Consider the following 18,944-nt stretch of genomic DNA (forward strand, 5'->3'; position numbering starts at 1 on the left):
TGATGTCCGAGATGTGGGGAGACTCGTCCAGCCGTTCCCCCGTGGACAGCTGGACGAATCTCCGGGGCCGATCACCCTAGTACTCAGGGACCTCGACCTCACCGGCGACCCGCCTGCCCCCCGACGCGACGGATCGTCGTGAGGAAGAGCTTGCCGGGCGGTGATAAACGAACGATGAACGCACTGGCCAGGACGGTTTCGACGAGCTATGCGGCCGTCGCCGGGGCGAGCAGGGCGCGCACCTCCGCGGCTTCCGGCGCCCCGAGTTCCTCGAAGATGTCGAGGGCCTCCCGCCAGCAGACCAGCGCCCGTCCGCTCTGGCCGATGCCGAAGAGGGCCCGGCCGAGCACGGTGAGGACGTTGCCGCGGCGCCACTCGCCGCCGATGCCGCGCAGCACCGTGAGCGCCATCTCCGCGTTCGAGGCCGCCTGGGCGCTCCGGTGCGCGGCCAGGTCCACCTCGGCGAGCCGGAAGAGGGTCATCCCCTCCCAGAGCCGCTGCCTGCTGTCGGCGAAGACGGCCAGCGCCTCGCGGAGCCGTTCGCCCGCCGCGGCGAGCTGGTTGTCCTGGGTGAGGGCCAGCGCGAGCGCGTACCGCCCGTTGGCGCCCCGGAGGGCGTGGCCCATCGCGTCGTAGATCTCGGTGCCCTGCCGGGCGAGGGCGATCGCGCTCGACGTGCGTCCGGTGGCCAGCCGGATGCGGGAGAGGTTGCAGAGGGCGCTGGCCTCGCCGGGTTCGTCGCCGATGCCGCGGAAGCGTTCGATGGCCTCGGTGAGGTACTGCTCGCCCTCGGCGAAGCGGTTCTGGTAGAGCGCGATGATGCCCCGGGCGTTCGCGGACCAGCAGGCCGGGATCGGGTCCCCGGCCCGCTCCGCGTGCGGCAGCGTGAGTTCGGCGTCCCGGTCGGCCTCCTTGAAGCGGCCGGCCGTGTGGTGCACTCCGGCGAGCACCATGAACGCGCGGCCCGCGGCCCTGTCGTCCGCCAGCGCGAGGGCGGCGTCGCGCACGACGGCTCCTGTCGCCTCGAACTCCCGGGCGTTCGCCCCCGACTCCCCGAGGTCCAGCGACGCCCACAGCAGGTCCACGCCCCGGCGCAGGGCCGAGGGGGCGGTGGCGGACTGGCGGACGGTGGCCAGCAGGCAGTTGGCCTCGGCGTAGAGCCAGTCCTGGGCCTCGTGGCGGCCGGTGAAGACCAGGCCCTGGTACCCGGTGGGTTCCAGGTGGTCGACGAGACGGTCGCCGGGGCGCTCGATCGCGTACACCCGGGCCGCCGTCGACAGGTAGAAGTCGAGGAGCCGGGAGAGCGCCGCCTCCTTCTCCGACGGCGGCTGCTCGTCGCGGTCGGCGCAGGCGCGCGCGTAGAGGCGGACCAGGTCGTGGTAGCGGTAGCGGCCGGGCGCCGCCGACTCGAGGAGCGAGGTGTCGACGAGGGCCTCCAGGAGGTCCTCGGTGTCCCGGAGCGGAAGGTCCAGGACGGCGGCGGCGGCCGCGAGGGAGATGTCCGGGCCGTCGGCGAGGCCGAGCAGCCGGAAGGCGCGGGCCTGGGCCGGCTCCAGCTGGCCGTAGCCCAGCTCGAACGTGGCCTTCACCGCGAGGTCCCCGGCCTGGAGTTCGTCCAGGCGCCGCCGCTCGTCCGCCAGCTTGGCCGCCAGCACGGAGACCGTCCAGGTGCGGCGGGCCGCCAGGCGGGACGCGGCGATGCGGATCGCGAGGGGGAGGAAGCCGCAGGCGGCGACCACGTCGAGGGCGGCCTCCCGTTCGGCCTGGACCCGCTCCGTGCCGACGATCCTCGTGAAGAGCTGGAGCGCCTCCTCGGGGGACATCACGTCGAGGTCCACCAGGTGCGCGCCCGCCAGGTCCACCATGCGGATCCGGCTGGTGACGAGGGCCGCGCAGCCCGCCGTGCCGGGCAGCAGCGGGCGGATCTGGGCGGCGTCGCGGGCGTTGTCCAGGAGGATGAGGACCCGGCGTCCGTCGAGCGTCGAGCGGTAGAGCGCCGCCCGGTCGTCGAGCGAGTCCGGGATGGCGGAGTCCGGGGTGCCGAGCGCGCGGAGGAACGAGCCGAGGACGGTCTCCGGCGCGGCGGCGCCGGAGCCGGCGCCCTGGAGGTCCACGTACAGCTGGCCGTCCGGGAAGTGCGGCCGGGCCTCGTGGGCGACGTGCACGGCCAGCGTCGTCTTGCCGACGCCCCCGATGCCCGCGAGCGCCGAGACCGCCATGATGTGGCCGTCGGCGGTGGCGAGCCGGGAGCTCAGCTCCCGCACGAAGGCGGCGCGGCCGGTGAAGTCCGGCACGGTGGCCGGGAGTTGGGCGGGACGGGCGAGGGGCGCGGCGGCCGGGGCGGCCTCCTCGACCGGGCGGGCGAGTTCGGCGTCGGCCTGCAGGATGCGCTGCTGGAGCCGGGAGAGTTCGGGGGTGGGGTCGACGCCGAGCTCGTCGGCGAGGAGCCGGCGCGTGTCGGCGTACACGGCGAGCGCCTCGGCCTGCCGGCCGCTGCGGTAGAGCGCCAGCATGAGCAGTTCGCGGAGCCGCTCGCGCAGCGGGTGGGCTGCGGTGAGCGCGGTCAGCTCGGACACGGCCTCCGCGTGCGCGCCGATCTCCAGGTCGATGTCGAGCCGGGTCTCCAGGAGGGTGAGCCGCCACTCCTCCAGCCGGGCCCGCTGTGTCTCGGCGTACGGCCCGGGCAGGGAGGCCAGTACCTCGCCGTCCCACAGGTCGAGCGCCTCGGCGAGCCGGTCCCGGGCGGCGGCGCGGTCGCCGGCGGCCCGCAGCTTCTCGCCCTCGGCGGCGCACTCCTGGGCGGTTGCGAGGTCGAGGGCGGCGGTGGAGGTGCGCAGGGCGTAGCCGCCGGACTCGCTGACGAGGACCTGGGGGCCGAGGGCCTTGCGGAGCCGGGAGGCGTAGGTCCGTACGGCCGCGAGGGCCTGCGAGGGCGGTTCCTCGCCCCACAGCGCGTCGATCAGCTCGGCGGCGGTGGCGGTGCGCCCGCCGCGCAGGAGCAGGGCGGCGAGCAGCGCGCGCTGCTGCGGCGAACCGGTGGGGACCGGCTCACCGTCGCGCCAGGCGCGGACGGGTCCGAGCACGGCGAAGCGGAGGAGGCCGGGGGCGGGGTGGTCGGTGGCGGTGTCCGGGCCGGCGTCCGCGCGCGTCCCGCCGGGGGCGGTGGCGCCACCGGTGCCGGCGGTGCGGCCCGGGTGCGTGCCACGGCCGGATTCGGCCTCTCGGCGCGCGGCCGGGGCGGGGTCCTCGCCCCGGCCGGTTCCGGCCCCGGCCGCCGGTTCCGCGCCCGGGCCCGCCTCGCTGTCGCGGCGCGCGGCCGCAGCCGTGCTCGTGGCGGCGTCCGTGCTCGCTGCCGTGTCGTGGCGGGCGGTCGTGTCGCCGCCCGCGCGCGTGTCGTGGTGCGCAGCCGCGCCCGTGCCGCTCTCGTCCGTCGCCGCCGGGGCGTCCGTGTTCACCGGGGCGCCTCCACCCGTCGTCGGAGCCCGTTGCGCCGGAACTCGCGGCCCGTTCTCACGGTCCATCGCTCCCCCTGCCCGTACCGCTGCCGCTGGTTTCGCCCTTGACAGTCTGCCTTGTCCGGAGGGGGTCCGTCAGCATCGGGTCGGCCGGAGTGCGGGCTGTGACAAGGCCGTAGTGACGCCGTCACCCCGCCGATCTGACGCACGATAGCTGACGGGTCGTCAGATCAGCGCTACCGTGAAGGCCATGGAGACCTTCCCGAAGATCATCTCGGTGGACGACCACACCGTGGAGCCCCCGCACGTCTGGCGGGACCGGCTCCCGTCCCGGTACCACGGCACCGGCCCCCGGATCGTCCGTGCCCCGCTCAAGGAAATGACCTTCCTCGGCGGGAAGTTCGCCCCGGTCATGGGGGCAAGGGGCGACGACGGGCCGATCGGCGACTGGTGGGTCTACGAGGACCTGCACCGGCCCCTCACCCGGCTCGACACCGCCGTCGGCTACGACCGTGACGAGATACGGCTCGAAGTCATCACCTACGAGCAGATGCGGCCCGGCTCCCACTCGGTGCCCGAGCGGCTCGCCGACATGGACGTCAACCACGTCCAGTCCGCCCTCTGCTTCCCCACCTTCCCCCGCTTCTGCGGGCAGACCTTCACCGAGGCGAGCGACCGCGAGCTCGGGCTGCTCTGCGTCCGCGCGTACAACGACTGGATGGTGGAGGAGTGGTGCGGGCCCGAGGCCCGGGGGCGGCTCATCCCGCTCACCCTCATCCCGCTCTGGGACCCCGAACTCGCCGCCGCCGAGGTGCGCCGCAACGCCGCGCGCGGGGTCCGGGCCGTCGCGTTCTCCGAGATCCCGCCGCACCTCGGCCTCCCCTCGGTCCACACGGACCACTGGGACCCCTTCTTCCGCGCCTGCGACGAGACCGGCACGGTCATCGCGATGCACATCGGCTCCTCCAGTCGGATGCCGTCCACCTCCGCCGACGCCCCGCCGGCGGTCGGTTCCACCATCACCTTCGCCAACTGCTGCTTCTCGATGGTCGACTGGCTGATGAGCGGCAAGTTCGAGCGCTTCCCGAACCTGAGGATCATGTACGCCGAGGGACAGATCGGCTGGATCCCGTACATCCTGGAGCGCGCCGACGTCGTCTGGGAGGAGAACCGGGGCTGGGGCGGGGTCGCCGACAAGGTGCTGCGCCCGCCGTCCGAGCTGTTCGCCGGGCACGTCTTCGGCTGCTTCTTCGACGACGCCTTCGGGCTGCGGAACCTCGACGCGATCGGGGCCGGGAACGTCCTCTACGAGACGGACTACCCGCACTCGGACTCCACCTGGCCCAAGTCGCGGGAGGTGGGCGAGGCGCAGATGGGGCACCTGGCCCCGGATGTCGTCGAGCGGATCGTCCGCGGCAACGCGATCGACCTCCTCGGCCTGACCCCCGAAGGCCTCTGGCGGCCGTAGCGGCCGTCCCACCCCTTGTCTGATGAACCGTCAGGTACGAGCATGGGCCTCGCTCGCGAAAATGACGGTTCGTCAGATACGGGTGCCGAGCCCGGGGTGCAAAGGGGTTCCTCATGGTGGTCTACGGAATGCAGCTGCCGGTCCAGTCGCAGAGCGTCATCTACGCCGAGCCCTGGGAGGCGGCGGCCGGACCGGAGGACCTGCTCGCCGTCGCCCGCGCCGCCGAGGCCCACGGCTTCGACTACCTCGCGAGCTGCGACCACGTCGCCATCCCGCGCCGGCTCGCCGAGGCCATGAGCACCGTCTGGTACGACCCGGTCGCCACGCTCTCCTTCCTCGCCGCCGCCACCGAGCGGGTCCGGCTCCTCTCGCACGTCGCCGTCGTCGGGCTCCGCCATCCGCTCGTCACCGCCAAGGCGTACGCGACGCTCGACCACCTCTCCGGCGGCCGGCTGGTCCTCGGGGTCGGCGCCGGGCACGTCCAGGAGGAGTTCGAGGCGCTCGGCGTGGACTTCGCGCGCCGGGGGGCCGTGCTCGACGAGACCGTCGACGCGCTGCGGGCGGCGCTCGGACCCGAGGAGTACCCGGAGCACACGGGGGAGCGGTTCGCCTTCAAGGAGCTGGGCCAGCTGCCCCGGCCCGCGCAGGAGCGGGTCCCCCTCTGGGTGGGCGGCTCCTCCCCGGCCGCCGTGCGCCGGGCCGCGCTCAAGGGCGACGGCTGGCTCCCCCAGGGCGACCCGCGGGACAGGCTCGCCGAGCAGATCCGGCGGCTGCTGCGCCTGCGCGCCGAGGCCGGGATCACGGAGCCGCTGACGGTCGGCGCGATCGCCGAGCCCCTGTACGTGGGGACGCCCGGCTGGCAGGTCGGCCGGCGGACCCTGAGCGGCCGCCCGGAGGAGATCGCCGCCTCCCTGCGCGCGTACGGGGAGATGGGCGTGGACCAGATCCAGGTCCGGTTCCGCTCCCGGAGCCGTACCGAACTCATCGACCAGATGGCGGCCTTCGGCACGGAGGTCGCCCCCCACCTCTAGGGAGTGCGGACATGGGCAAGCTGGACGGGCGGGTCGTCCTCGTCACGGGCGCGGCGCGCGGGCAGGGCGAGCAGGAGGCCCGGTTGTTCGCCGGGGAGGGGGCCAGGGTCGTCCTCGCGGACGTCCTCGACGACGCCGGGGAGGCGCTGGCGAAGGAGCTGGGGGAGGAGCGGGCGGCCTACGTCCACCTGGACGTCACCAGGGAGGAGGAGTGGACGGCCGCCGTCGCCTTCGCCAAGGGGCGGTTCGGGAAGATCGACGGGCTCGTCAACAACGCGGGCATCCTCCGCTTCAACGAGCTGCTCGCCACGCCCCTGGAGGAGTTCCAGGCGATCGTCTCGGTCAACCAGACCGGCTGCTTCCTGGGCATCCGGACGGTCGCGCCGGAGATCGCGGCGGCCGGCGGCGGGACGATCGTCAACACCGCCTCGTACACGGGGCTCACGGGGATGGCGGGCGTCGGCGCGTACGCGGCGAGCAAGCACGCCGTGCTCGGGCTCACCCGGGTCGCGGCCCTGGAGCTGGCGGCCAGCGGGATCCGGGTCAACGCGGTCTGCCCGGGGGCCATCGACACCCCCATGAGCAACCCGGAGGGCGTGGATCCGGAGGCGACGGCCGGGCTGTACCGCAAGCTCGTGCCGCTCGGGCGGATCGGGCGCCCGGACGAGGTGGCGGCCCTCGCGCTCTTCCTGACGGGCGAGGACTCGGCGTACATCACGGGCCAGCCCTTCGTGATCGACGGCGGCTGGCTGGCCGGCGTCAGCCTCTTCTGAGCAGAGCTGACGACTCGTCAGGTATTGACGGGTCCACCCCGCGGTGCCACAGTCGGGCACATCACGAATCTGACGGCTCGTCAGAAACTCCGTCAGAAACTCACGAGGACGGTGAACCCCCTTGGAATTCGGGATCTTCGTACAGGGATACGTCGGCAAGCGCGCCGAGACCGATCCCGAAGCCGAGCACAAGGCGCTCATGGAGGAGACCGAGTACGTCATCCAGGCGGACAGGTCCGGCTTCAAGTACGCCTGGGCCTCGGAGCACCACTTCCTGGAGGAGTACTCGCACCTCTCCGCCAACGACGTCTACCTGGGCTACCTCGCCCACGCCACCGACCGGATCCACCTCGGCTCCGGCATCTTCAACCCCCTCGCCCCCGTCAACCACCCCGTGAAGGTCGCCGAGAAGGTCGCCATGCTCGACCACCTCTCAGGCGGGCGGTTCGAGTTCGGCTCCGGCCGGGGCGCGGGCTCCCACGAGATCCTCGGGTTCATGCCGGGCGTCACCGACATGAACTACACCAAGGAGCTGTGGGAGGAGACGATCGCCGAGTTCCCCAAGATGTGGCTCCAGGACGAGTACGTCGGCTTCCAGGGCAAGCACTGGTCGCTGCCGCCCCGCAAGGTCCTCCCCAAGCCGTACGGGAAGTCCCACCCCGCCATGTGGTACGCGGCCGGGTCCCCCTCCTCGTACGCCATGGCCGGCCGCAAGGGCCTCGGCGTCCTCGGCTTCAGCGTGCAGAAGGTCTCCGACATGGAGTGGGTCGTCGAGTCCTACAAGACCGCGATCAAGGAGGCCAAGGCGATCGGCGACTTCGTCAACGACAACGTCATGGTCACCTCCACCGCGATCTGCGCCGAGACCCACGACAAGGCGGTCGAGATCGCCGTCGGCGGCGGCCTCAACTACCTCCAGTCGCTGCTCTTCCGCTACCACGACACCTTCCCCCGCCCCGAGGGCGTCCCCGAGTGGCCCGAGCTCCTCCCCGAGTACTCGGCCGAGATCATCGAACTCCTCATCCAGGAGGAGCTGATGATCTGCGGCGACCCGTCGGAGGTGCTCGCCCAGTGCAGGCGGTGGGAGCGGGCGGGCGCGGACCAGCTGTCCTTCGGACTGCCGATCGGGATCTCGTACGAGGACACGATGAACTCGATCAAGCTGATCGGCGAGCACGTGATCCCCGAGATCGACACCGACCCCGTCCACCGCACCACCCGCTTCCGCCAGTCGTCCGGCTCCTGACGGGACCGCCGCGCCGGCCCCCGGCGTACGAGCGCGGGGTGGTGTCTTCCCGGACCGCCGCCCCGTACCGGCCCCGGCCGGAGGCCGTTCCGCGGCGGCCCCCGGTCCGGGGCACACCCGTGTCCCCGTCCAGAGAGGGAACGTCATGCTCGATCACCTGATCAAGGGCGCCACCGTCGTGGACGGCACCGGCGCCCCCGCCTTCACCGCCGACGTCGGGATACGCGACGGCCGCATCGCCGTCGTCGCCGAACCCGGGACCGTACGCGAGGAGGCCCGGACGGAGCAGGACGCCGCCGGTCTCGTCCTCACCCCCGGCTTCGTCGACCCGCACACCCACTACGACGCCCAGCTGTTCTGGGACCCGTACGCCACCCCGTCCATGAACCACGGCGTCACCACCGTCGCCGGCGGCAACTGCGGGTTCACCCTCGCCCCGCTCCACCCGGACCGGCCCGAGGACGCCGACTACACCCGCCGCATGATGTCCAAGGTCGAGGGCATGGCCCTCAAGGCCCTGGAGGAGGGCGTCGACTGGAGCTGGTCGTCCTTCGCCGAGTACCTCGACGCCCTCGACGGCCGGATCGCCGTCAACGCCGGTTTCATGGTCGGCCACTGCGCCCTGCGCCGGTACGTGATGGGCGCCGACGCCGTCGGCGGGCAGCCCACGCCCGAGCAGCTGGAGCAGATGGTCGGGCTCCTCAAGGACGCCATGGCGGCCGGGGCCTGGGGCCTCTCCACCACCCAGTCGGCCACCCACTCCGACGGCGACGGCGCCCCCGTCGCCTCCCGGCACGCGACGCCCGAGGAGCTGATCGCCCTCTCCCGGGCGGTCGGCGAGTACGAGGGCACCCAGCTGGAGGCGATCCTCGCGGGCTGCCTCGACCAGTTCTCCGACGCCGAGATCGACCTCTTCGTGGAGATGACGGCGGCGGCGGGCAGGCCCCTCAACTGGAACGTCCTCACCATCGACGCGGCCGTCCCCGAGCGCGTCCCGCGCCAGCTCACCGCCTCCGAGCGGGCCCGCAAGTCAGGCGGCCGGATCGTCGCCCTGACCATGCCGATCCTCACCCCCATGAACATGTCCCTCGGCACCTTCTGCGCGCTCAACCTCATCCCCGGCTGGGGCGAGATCCTCGCCCTCCCCGTCCCCGAGCGGATCGCGAGACTCCGCGACCCCGAGGTGCGGGCCGAGATGCTGCGGCGCGCCGACTCCAGGGAGGCGGGGGTCTTCCGGCGCCTCGCCCACTTCGACCGGTACGTCATCGGCGACACGTACAGCCGGGAGAACGAGGGCCTCACCGGCCGGGTGGTGCGGGACATCGCCGCCGAACGCGGCCAGGACCCCTTCCAGTGCCTCGTCGAGATCTGCGCCAACGACGAGCTCAGGACGATCCTGTGGCCGATGCCCAGCGACAACGACCCGGCCTCCTGGGCGCTGCGCCGCGAGACCTGGGACCACGAGGACGTCATGCTCGGCGGCTCGGACGCCGGCGCCCACCTGGACCGGATGTGCGGAGCCCCGTACACGACCCGTTTCCTCGGGGACTGCCTGCGCGGCCGGAGGCTCGTCCCCCTGGAGCGGGCGGTGCGGATGCTGACCGACGACCCGGCCCGGCTCTTCGGACTCCGTGAGCGCGGCCGGATCACCGAGGGCTTCCACGCCGACCTGGTCCTCTTCGACCCGGAGCGGATCGACGCCGGCCCGGCGACCCTCGTGCACGACCTGCCGGGGGACAGCCCGCGGCTCGACTCGCGTGCGGTCGGGATCGTGTCGGTGCGCGTCAACGGGGTGGAGACGGTACGGGACGACGAGGTGACCGGCGCGGTCCCGGGCAGGGTGCTGCGCTCCGGCCGTGACACGAGGACGGTGAGCACACGATGACCCCCACGGAGCGGTTCTTCATCGGCGGGGACGGGGGCACCGGGTGAGGACCGAGCGGCTCTTCATCGGCGGCGAATGGGTCGAGCCCGACGGCGGGCACTACGAGGTGGTCGACCCGGCCTCGGAGGAGGTCGTCGGCCTGGCGCCGGAGGCCTCCCGGAGCCAGGTGTACGAGGCGGCGGCCGCCGCCCGCGAGGCCTTCGCCTCCTGGTCCCGCACGAGGCCGGAGGAGCGGGCGGCGATCCTGGACCGGGCCGCCGACCTGATGGCCAGGGACGCCGAGGCGAACACGCTCCTGGCGCGGGCCGAGACGGGAGCGACGACCGGTACCGCGCGCGGGATGCAGGTCGCGGTCGGCGCCGCCCGCTTCCGGCGGTACGCGCGGGGCGCCCTGGAACCGGTCGAGCGGGCGCTGCCCCCGCAGATCAACGAGGCGGGCCCGATGGGGAGGGCCGGGGTGTTCGGCGCGGTCGCGGTGCGGCGCCCGGTCGGCGTGGTCACCTGCATCACCTCGTACAACAACCCGTGGGCCAACCCGGCGGGCAAGGTCGCCCCGGCGCTGGCGATGGGCAACACGGTGCTGGTGAAGCCGGCCCCGCAGGACCCGCTCTCCGTGTACGCGATGACCCGGGCCCTGGAGGAGGCCGGAGTCCCGCCGGGCGTCGTCAACGTGGTCACCGGCTCCTCGGTGGAGGCCGGGCGGGCGGCCGTGGACTCCCCGGACGTCGACATGGTGTCGTTCACCGGTTCCACGGCGGTCGGGCAGGCGATCGGCGAGGTCTGCGGCCGCGAGCTGAAGCGGCAGCTGATGGAGCTGGGCGGGAAGGGCGCCGCGCTCGTCCTCGACGACGCCGACCTGGACTCGGCGGTCATGGGGATCGGGACGACGTTCTCCTTCTACAGCGGACAGATCTGCACGGCCCCGACCCGGGTGCTCGCGCAGCGCGGTATCTACGAGCGGCTGGTCGAGCGGCTCACCGGATATCTGGCCTACATGAAGGTCGGGGACCCGGCGGAGAAGGGCACGATCGTCGGCCCGGTGATCTCGGCGGCCCACCGCGACCGGGTGGAGTCGTACGTCGAGCTGGGGCGCAAGGAAGGGGCGCGGGTCGTCGCGGGCGGCGAGCGCCCGGACCTCGCGAAGGGCTTCTACGTGGCGCCGACGCTGCTCGCCGACTGCACGAACGGGATGCGGGTGGTCCGGGAGGAGATCTTCGGGCCGGTCGTCGTGGTCGTCCCCTTCGACGACGAGGAGGAGGGGATCGCGCTCGCCAACGACAGCGACTACGGGCTGATCGACTACGTGTGGTCGGGAGACGTGGCCCGTGCCTTCCGGATCGCGGCCCGGCTGCGGGCCGGCGGGGTGGGCGTGAACACGATCGGACGGAACATGGAGGCGCCGTTCGGCGGATTCAAGAAGAGCGGGGTCGGGCGGGACGTGGGCTCGTACGCGCTGCACGCCTACAGCGAGCTGCAGGCGGTGGTCTGGCCGGGCTGAGCCCGGGCCCTGCCCGGGTCGGCGACGTCCGGAGGGTCTTCCCGAAAATTCCTCGGGAAAATTTGGAAACGGACATTCCGGACCGAGCTGCGGTTCCCGCATATCGGACATCGGCCGACCGACCTACCAGTTGGTCGGTCGGTGCCGGTCGTCGATCTTTCAATCATTGGTGATGATCCGCCTCGACCACCAGATTGAAAGGCGCCGATCGATCAGATGAGCGGATTTCGATCCTCCGGATGTGGAAACCGCAGCATTTAACGTCCTGTTCATGACTCAGGTGGAAGCGCGGCCCCAGGCCGGAGACACGGTAAGGGGCGTCAAGGCCCCGGGCGACACCAGCGGCGTGCGCACCAAAGGCCTCGGCGGGAACTCCGTCGGCCTCCTCGGCAGTGCCGTCATCGGCATCTCGACCGTCGCCCCCGTCTACTGTCTGACCTCCACGCTCGGCTCCACCGCCGGCGAGGTCGGACTGCAGATGCCCGCCGTCTTCCTCGCGGGCTTCCTGCCGATGCTCCTCGTCGCCTTCGCGTACCGGGAGCTCAACCGGGTCATGCCCGACTGCGGCACCTCCTTCACCTGGACCGTGAAGGCCTTCGGGCCCAAGATCGGCTGGATGTGCGGCTGGGGCCTCGTCATCGCGACGATCATCGTGCTGTCCAACCTGGCCGGCGTCGCGACCTCCTACTTCTGGCTCCTCGCGGGTGAGATCAGCGGCAGCGAATCCGTCGCCGCCCTGGACGACAACAAAGCCGTCCACATCGTCACCTGCCTCGCCCTCATCGCCGCCGCCACCGCGATCAGCTACCGCGGCATGACCGCCACCAAGGGCGTCCAGTACACCCTCGTCGGCCTCCAGCTCGTCGTCCTCGCCGTCTTCGTGGGCATGGCCCTGACGAAGGCCGGGTCCTTCGAGACCTCGGTCGACTTCTCCTGGTCCTGGATGAACCCCTTCGCGGTCCAGTCCTTCGCCGCCTTCACCGCCGGACTCTCGCTCTCGATCTTCATGTACTGGGGCTGGGACGCCTGCATGGCGACCAACGAGGAGACCACCGGCAGCGCCAAGACCCCCGGCCGCGCCGCGCTCATCGCGATGGTCGTCCTGGTCGGCTCCTACCTGGCCACCGGCATCGCCGCCCAGATGGTCGTCGGCTCCGGCGACGCCGGCCTCGGCCTCGCCAACCCCGAGACCTCCGACAACGTCTTCGCCGCGCTCGCCGGCCCGGTCATGGGCCCCACGCTCGGCGTCCTGCTCTTCGTCGCGGTCCTCGCCTCGGCCGCCGCCAGCCTCCAGACCACGTTCATCCCGGTCGCCCGCACGGTGCTCGCGATGTCCACGTACGAGGCGCTGCCGAAGTCCTTCACCAAGGTCCACCCGGTCTTCAAGACCCCCGGCAAGGCCACCGTCGTCGCCGGCGTCGCCACCGGCGCCTTCTACACCGTGATGACCCTGCTCAGCGAGAACGTCCTGGTCGACACCATCTACGCGCTCGGCCTGATGATCTGCTTCTACTACGCGCTCACGGCCTTCGCCTGCGTCTGGTACTTCCGCCGCGAGCTGTTCCGCTCCGGCCGGGACTTCGCCTACAAGGGCCTCATGCCGCTGCTCGGCGGCCTGATGCTCACCGCCGTCTTCGGCAAGACCCTGTACGACATGTGGGACCCGGCGTACGGCTCCGGCTCCGCGGTCTTCGGCGTCGGCTCGGTCTTCGTCATCGGCGTCGGCCTGCTGCTCATCGGCGTGGTGATCATGCTGGTCATGCAGCGCAGGAGCCCCGCCTTCTTCCGGGGCGAGGTCCTGACCAAGGAGACGCCGTCGCTCGTCGTCGCCGACTGACGGCCGTACGTCCCTGAGTCACAGAGACGCGAAAGTGGCGGGCCCGTGGGGGGTCCCGCCACTTTCGTCCTGTCCCCGCCGCGCCGGTCAGTGCCCGGGGAGCAGGTGTTCCACCGCCGCGTTGGCGGGCGGCAGGCCGGGCGTGCCGGCCGGCTTCGCCTTCGGGGTCAGGACGCCGCTGAGCGGCACCACCGAGGGCAGGTTCACACCGCCGGTGTCGGCGGCCGCGGTCCCGGCGGCGGCCAGGCCGCCCGTCGCGGCGAAACAGGTCAGGGCTACTGCGGTGAGCATCTTCTTCATGCCCGACCAACGCGGACGGCGCCGGTCCGGTTACTGCCACCGGGTCCCGGGCGCTCGGCGGACGCTCCCTAGGATGCGCCCATGCACAGCGAGAGCAACTGGTCCACGCGCCCGGGGCGGCCGGAGGACGTCGAGGCCGTCGCCGAACTGAGGGCGCTCGTCATGCGGGACGACCTGGTGCGCCTCGGCCGCTACGACGAGCACCGGGTGCGCCAGCGGCTGCGCGACGGCTTCTCGCCCGCGCACACCTCGGTCGTCGAGATCGACGGCCGCTTCGCGGGCAGCGTCACGATGCGCCCGTACGAGAACGGCGAGGGGCTCTACCTGGAGCACTTCTACCTGGCCCCCGAGGCCCAGGGGAGGGGCCTCGGGACGGCGGTGCTGCGGGAGCTGCTCGCACGGGCGGACGAGGAGGGGCTCCGGGTCCGCCTGATCGTGCTCCAGGGCAGCGCCGCCCGCCGCCTCTACGAGCGGGAGGGCTTCACACCGGAGTCCGAGGACCCGGTGGACGTGCTGATGGTGCGCGAGGCGGTACCCGCCCCGGGGCCGCGCCGGCCCGCCGGTGGACGGTGACGCCGGTCGGGCCCCGGTGATCAGCCCGCCTCCGCGATCAGCGCCGTGGCGACCGTGCGGAATCCGAGGCGGCCGTAGAGGCGGGCCACCCCCTCGTCCGACGCCGACAGGAAGACCGTCTCCACGCCGCCCGCACGGGCGTCCGCGACGAGGGCCGCGGTGACCGCGAGCCCCAGGCCGCGCCGCCGGGCCTCCGGGACCGTGCCGACGCCGACCACCTCGGAGACGGCCCCGACGGGCTGGTGCTGACCGGCCGAGAGCGCCGTCCCCGAGGCGTCCAGGGCGGCGGCCAGGCGGGTGCGGCCCGCGGTGAGCCGGGCGGCGACCTGGGCGACGGCCTCCGGTGAGGGCTCGGCGCCGAAGGCCGCGTACGGGGCGGCGACCGCGCCGGGGAGGGCGGCGTCCTCGGCGCCCACCATCCGTACCGTGACGCCCTCGGGCGGGGCGGGGAGCACGCCCTCCCCCTCCAGGACCATCAGGGGATGCTCGTGCACCACGAGCCCGCTCTTCTCGACGGCGGCGCGCAGTCCCGGGGTCGTCTCCGCCACCCACTCGAACGCCTCGGGCACGCCCAGCTCCCGCTGGCGCTCCCGTACGCGCTGCACGTCCGCGACGGACACGTCACCGGAGTGCCCGAGCGCGGGCCGCGCGTAGTACGGCCAGCCGTCCCCCTCCCTCACGAAGAGGCTCAGCGGCCCGAACCCCTCGACACGGCAGGCGGATCGGGGCACGGCGTCGTAGTACGTCTCGATACGGCTCAGCATGACCGCCATCCAAGCAGCCGCGCTACGGAAGCACAGGCGGATTTCCCTGGGTCCAGGCGATGCGCAGATCGGCCCGGGAGAGCCGCCATCCCCCGGCGGTGCGGACGAGTTCGTTCTCCGTCCGCCCGCCGGAGACGAACAGTTCGCCGCCGGACGCGAGGACGTGGGTGGAGAGCTGGTTGCCGAGCAGGGTGGCGCGGTCGCCGTCCACGTCGATCAGGTAGTTCGAGCCGAAGTGCACGGTCCGGTCGAAGAGCCCCATCGCCATGCGCACGTTGGCCGCGATGGCGTCCCGGCCGCGCACGTCCCCGGCGGGGGTGGAGGTCGTCGCGTCCTCGGTGAAGAAGGAGGCCGCCCAGCTCCCGTCGAACGCGCCCCGGTCGTCCAGGGAGCGGAGGTAGCGGTCGAAGAGACGGGTGATGGCGGCGGTGTCGGCGGTGACGTCGGCGGGGGCGAGGGCTGCGCTGGTGTCGTTCATGTGAGAAGCCTCTTACCTCAACCAAGGTTCAGGTCAAGGGCGGTCGGCACGCGGACCGACGAACAACGCGAGAGGCCCGCGGCGCCGCACCTCTCGGAAATCCCGGCCGCAGCCCCTACCGTGCCGCTATGCGGATCTCGACCACGATCTTCCTGACCGACGAGACCATCACCCCCGTGCGGCTCGCGCGCGCACTCGAACAGCGCGGATTCGGCGGGCTCTACCTCCCCGAGCACACCCACATCCCCGTCGCGCGGGACACGCCCTACCCGGCGGGCGGCGAGCTGCCCCGCGAGTACGGCCGCACCCTCGACCCCTTCGTCGCCCTCGGCCAGGCCGCCGCCGTCACCGAACACCTCGGCCTCGGCACCGGCGTCACGCTGATCGCCGAGCACGACCCGATCGCCCTCGCCAAACAGATCGCGACCCTCGACCACCTCTCCGGCGGCCGCTTCACCCTCGGCGTCGGCTACGGCTGGAACCGGGAGGAGGCCGTCGACCACGGCGTCGACTGGTCCACGCGCCGGGAGGTCACCCACGACCGGCTGGCCCTGATGCGGGCCCTGTGGGCGCCGGAACCCACCGCGTACGAGGGGGAGTCCGGCCGCTCCGTCCGCGCCTCGGAGGCCTGGCCCAAACCGGCGGGCGGCGCGCCCCGCGTCCTGCTCGGCGGCGCGGCGGGCCCCCAGCTCCTCGCGCGGATCGTCGCGGACGCGGACGGCTGGATGCCGATCGGCGGCCGGGGCCTGACGGAGACCCTGCCGCTCCTGCGCGAGGCCTGGGAGACCGCGGGCCGCGACCCGAAGACCCTCCACATCGTCCCGTACGCGGTCCTCCCGACCCCCGGCAAGCTCGCCCACTACGCCGAACTGGGCTGCGAGGAGGTCGTTCTCCAGCTGCCGCCGTCCCCGGAGCCGGAGGTCCTGCGCACCCTGGACGCGTACGCCCGGTACCTCTGAACCACCGGGCGGTCCACGGTGACCTCGGCCTCCCCGCCACCTCCCCTCCCCGCCCGCTCGTATGCTCGTTTCATGACGGACGACCAGGACAACCGGCCCACCGCCAACGCCATGCGCCGCGCCCTCAAGAGGGCCAGGGACGGGGTCGCGCTCGATGTGACCGAGGCCGCCGTGCTGCTGCGGGCGCGCGGGGAGGACCTGGCGGACCTGGTCGCCTCCGCCGGACGCGTGCGGGACGCCGGACTCGCGGCGGCGGGGCGGCCCGGGGTGATCACGTACTCGAAGAGCGTGTTCATACCCCTCACCCGACTCTGCCGGGACAAGTGCCACTACTGCACCTTCGTCACCGTCCCCGGCAAGCTCCGCCGCGACGGACACGGGATGTTCATGTCGCCGGACGAGGTGCTCGACGTCGCCCGGCGCGGCGCCGCGATGGGGTGCAAGGAGGCTTTGATCACCCTGGGTGACAAGCCCGAGGACCGGTGGCCCGAGGCCCGGGAGTGGCTCGACGCGCACGGGTACGACGACACCATCGCCTACGTACGGGCCATGGCGATCCGCATCCTGGAGGAGACCGGACTCCTCCCGCACCTCAACCCCGGGGTCCTCTCCTGGACCGACTTCCAGCGGCTCAAGCCGGTCGCCCCCTCCATGGGCATGATGCTGGAGACCACCGCCACCCGCCTCTGGTCGGAGCCCGGCGGCCCCCACCACGGGTCCCCCGACAAGGAACCGGCGGTACGGCTCCGCGTCCTGGAGGACGCCGGCCGGTCCTCGGTGCCCTTCACCTCGGGGCTGCTCCTGGGCATCGGCGAGACGCCGGAGGAACGGGCCGAGTCCCTCTTCGCGCTGCGCCGGGTCTCCCGGGCGTACCACTCGATCCAGGAACTGATCATCCAGAACTTCCGCGCCAAGCCGGACACGGCCATGCGCGGAATGCCGGACGCCGACCTCGACGACCTCGTCGCCACCGTCGCCGTCGCCCGGCACATCATGGGCCCCACCGCCTGCCTCCAGGCCCCGCCGAACCTCGTCGACTCCGAGTACGAACGACTCATCGCCGCCGGCGTCGACGACTGGGGCGGCGTCTCCCCGCTCACCATCGACCACGTCAACCCCGAGCGGCCCTGGCCGCAGATCGAGGAGCTGGCCGAGCGCTCCCGCGCCGCCGGTTTCGAGCTGCGCGAACGCCTCTGCGTCTACCCCGAGTTCGTCACTCGGGGTGAACCCTGGCTCGACCCCCGGCTCCTCCCGCACGTCCGCGCCCTCGCCGACCCCGAGACCGGTCTGGCGAACCCCGACGCGCCCGTACGGGGCCTGCCCTGGCAGGAGCCCGACGAGGCGTTCACCGCCGCCGGCCGCACCGATCTGCACGCCACCATCGACACCACCGGCCGCACCCACGACCGCCGCGACGACTTCGACGAGGTGTACGGCGACTGGGAGGCGCTGCGCGAGGCCGCCGCCCCCGGCATGGTTCCCGAGCGCGTCGACGCCGACGTCCGCGAGGCCCTCGCCGTCGCCGCCGACGACCCGACGAAGCTCACCGACGCCCAGGCGCTCGCCCTGCTGCACGCCGACGGGCCCGCGCTCGACGCCCTCACCCGCATCGCGGACGACGTCCGCAGGTCCGTGTCCGGCGACGACGTCACGTATATCGTCACCCGGAACATCAACTTCACGAACGTCTGCTACACCGGCTGCCGCTTCTGCGCCTTCGCCCAGCGCCGTACCGACGCCGACGCGTACACCCTCTCCCTCGACCAGGTCGCGGACCGCGCCGAGCAGGCCTGGGAGGTCGGCGCCGTCGAGGTCTGCATGCAGGGCGGCATCCACCCCGACCTGCCCGGCACCGCCTACTTCGACATCGCGCGGGCGGTGAAGAAGCGCGTCCCCGGCATGCACGTGCACGCCTTCTCGCCGATGGAGGTCGTCAACGGCGCCACCCGGACCGGCCTCTCGATCCGCGAGTGGCTGACGGCCGCCAAGGAGGCCGGGCTCGACTCGATCCCCGGCACCGCCGCCGAGATCCTCGACGACGAGGTCCGCTGGGTCCTCACCAAGGGCAAGCTGCCCACGGCCACCTGGATCGAGGTCGTCACCACCGCCCACGAGCTGGGCATCCGCTCCTCGTCCACGATGATGTACGGACACGTGGACCAGCCCCGGCACTGGCTCGGCCACTTCCGCACCCTCTCCCGCATCCAGCAGGAGACCGGCGGGTTCACCGAGTTCGTGACCCTCCCCTTCATCCACACCAACGCGCCCGTCTACCTCGCGGGCATCGCCCGCCCCGGCCCGACGGCCCGCGACAACCGCGCGGTCATCGCGATGGCCCGGCTGCTCCTCCACCCGCACATCCCCAACATCCAGACCAGCTGGGTGAAGCTGGGCACCGAGGGAGCCGCCGAGATGCTCCGCTCGGGCGCCAACGACCTGGGCGGCACGCTGATGGAGGAGACCATCTCCCGCATGGCCGGGTCGAGTTACGGCTCGTACCGCTCGATCCGTGACCTGGAGGCCATCGCGGAGGCGGCGGGCCGCCCGGCGAAGCCCCGGACGACCCTGTACGGCGAGGTGCCGCAGGAGCGGCAGCGCACGGCGAGGGCCTCGGACGGCCACCTCCCGGAACTGCTGCCGGTGCTGCCGGCCGAGTGATCCCCGGGCCGCGTCCCCC

14 protein-coding genes are annotated in these 18,944 nt (G+C 72.7%); 10 read left to right on the forward strand and 4 right to left on the reverse strand.

Annotated features, from left to right (window positions below; translation table 11 throughout):
* Positions 1-206: 206 nt before the first annotated feature.
* Positions 207-3,521, reverse strand: coding sequence for an SARP-family global regulator AfsR (gene afsR / locus ABT129_RS06300; RefSeq protein ID WP_351897260.1), 3,315 nt, complete (start codon positions 3,519-3,521; stop codon positions 207-209).
* A 184-nt stretch (positions 3,522-3,705) separates the two neighbouring features.
* On the opposite strand from afsR, the gene ABT129_RS06305 reads away from it, so the two are divergent.
* The 7 genes from ABT129_RS06305 (at position 3,706) to ABT129_RS06335 (ending at position 13,193) form a co-directional block, all read left to right on the forward strand.
* Complete coding sequence (locus ABT129_RS06305; protein WP_351897262.1) at positions 3,706-4,923, forward strand: amidohydrolase family protein; 1,218 nt, start codon at positions 3,706-3,708, stop codon at positions 4,921-4,923.
* A gap of 113 nt (positions 4,924-5,036) precedes the next feature.
* Positions 5,037-5,954, forward strand: a complete 918-nt coding sequence (locus tag ABT129_RS06310; protein WP_351897264.1) for an LLM class F420-dependent oxidoreductase — start codon at positions 5,037-5,039, stop codon at positions 5,952-5,954.
* Between the two features lie 11 nt (positions 5,955-5,965).
* Positions 5,966-6,727: an SDR family NAD(P)-dependent oxidoreductase gene (locus ABT129_RS06315; RefSeq protein WP_351897266.1), complete on the forward strand. Its 762-nt coding sequence runs from the start codon at positions 5,966-5,968 to the stop codon at positions 6,725-6,727.
* A gap of 121 nt (positions 6,728-6,848) precedes the next feature.
* Entirely contained in the window at positions 6,849-7,973 is a 1,125-nt protein-coding gene (locus tag ABT129_RS06320) for an LLM class flavin-dependent oxidoreductase (protein WP_351897269.1), read from the forward strand.
* 145 nt (positions 7,974-8,118) lie between these two features.
* Positions 8,119-9,858 carry an N-acyl-D-amino-acid deacylase family protein gene (locus ABT129_RS06325; RefSeq protein WP_351897271.1) on the forward strand — a complete coding sequence of 580 codons (1,740 nt, stop codon included), beginning with the start codon at positions 8,119-8,121 and terminating at the stop codon, positions 9,856-9,858.
* Between the two features lie 43 nt (positions 9,859-9,901).
* Entirely contained in the window at positions 9,902-11,356 is a 1,455-nt protein-coding gene (locus tag ABT129_RS06330) for an aldehyde dehydrogenase family protein (RefSeq protein ID WP_351897273.1), read from the forward strand.
* 271 nt (positions 11,357-11,627) lie between these two features.
* Complete coding sequence (locus ABT129_RS06335; protein ID WP_351897276.1) at positions 11,628-13,193, forward strand: APC family permease; 1,566 nt, start codon at positions 11,628-11,630, stop codon at positions 13,191-13,193.
* 87 nt (positions 13,194-13,280) lie between these two features.
* Here the strand turns inward: ABT129_RS06335 and ABT129_RS06340 are convergent, their stop codons facing one another.
* Positions 13,281-13,484 carry a hypothetical protein gene (locus ABT129_RS06340; RefSeq protein WP_351897278.1) on the reverse strand — a complete coding sequence of 68 codons (204 nt, stop codon included), beginning with the start codon at positions 13,482-13,484 and terminating at the stop codon, positions 13,281-13,283.
* A gap of 90 nt (positions 13,485-13,574) precedes the next feature.
* Here ABT129_RS06340 and ABT129_RS06345 point away from each other — a divergent pair, with 90 nt between their 5' ends.
* Positions 13,575-14,066 carry a GNAT family N-acetyltransferase gene (locus tag ABT129_RS06345; protein WP_351897281.1) on the forward strand — a complete coding sequence of 164 codons (492 nt, stop codon included), beginning with the start codon at positions 13,575-13,577 and terminating at the stop codon, positions 14,064-14,066.
* 20 nt (positions 14,067-14,086) lie between these two features.
* On the opposite strand, the gene ABT129_RS06350 is transcribed toward ABT129_RS06345, so the two are convergent.
* Together ABT129_RS06350 and ABT129_RS06355 are read right to left on the reverse strand one after the other, a co-directional pair.
* Positions 14,087-14,830, reverse strand: coding sequence for a GNAT family N-acetyltransferase (locus ABT129_RS06350; RefSeq protein WP_502981666.1), 744 nt, complete (start codon positions 14,828-14,830; stop codon positions 14,087-14,089).
* 22 nt (positions 14,831-14,852) lie between these two features.
* Complete coding sequence (locus tag ABT129_RS06355) at positions 14,853-15,308, reverse strand: nuclear transport factor 2 family protein (RefSeq protein ID WP_351897285.1); 456 nt, start codon at positions 15,306-15,308, stop codon at positions 14,853-14,855.
* A 128-nt stretch (positions 15,309-15,436) separates the two neighbouring features.
* On the opposite strand from ABT129_RS06355, the gene ABT129_RS06360 reads away from it, so the two are divergent.
* Together ABT129_RS06360 and ABT129_RS06365 are read left to right on the forward strand one after the other, a co-directional pair.
* Positions 15,437-16,267 carry an LLM class F420-dependent oxidoreductase gene (locus ABT129_RS06360; protein WP_351897288.1) on the forward strand — a complete coding sequence of 277 codons (831 nt, stop codon included), beginning with the start codon at positions 15,437-15,439 and terminating at the stop codon, positions 16,265-16,267.
* Between the two features lie 72 nt (positions 16,268-16,339).
* Positions 16,340-18,925, forward strand: coding sequence for a bifunctional FO biosynthesis protein CofGH (locus ABT129_RS06365; protein ID WP_351897290.1), 2,586 nt, complete (start codon positions 16,340-16,342; stop codon positions 18,923-18,925).
* Positions 18,926-18,944 lie beyond the last annotated feature (19 nt).

This window comes from Streptomyces sp. NPDC002057, from assembly GCF_040296665.1.
GTDB lineage: Bacteria > Actinomycetota > Actinomycetes > Streptomycetales > Streptomycetaceae > Streptomyces.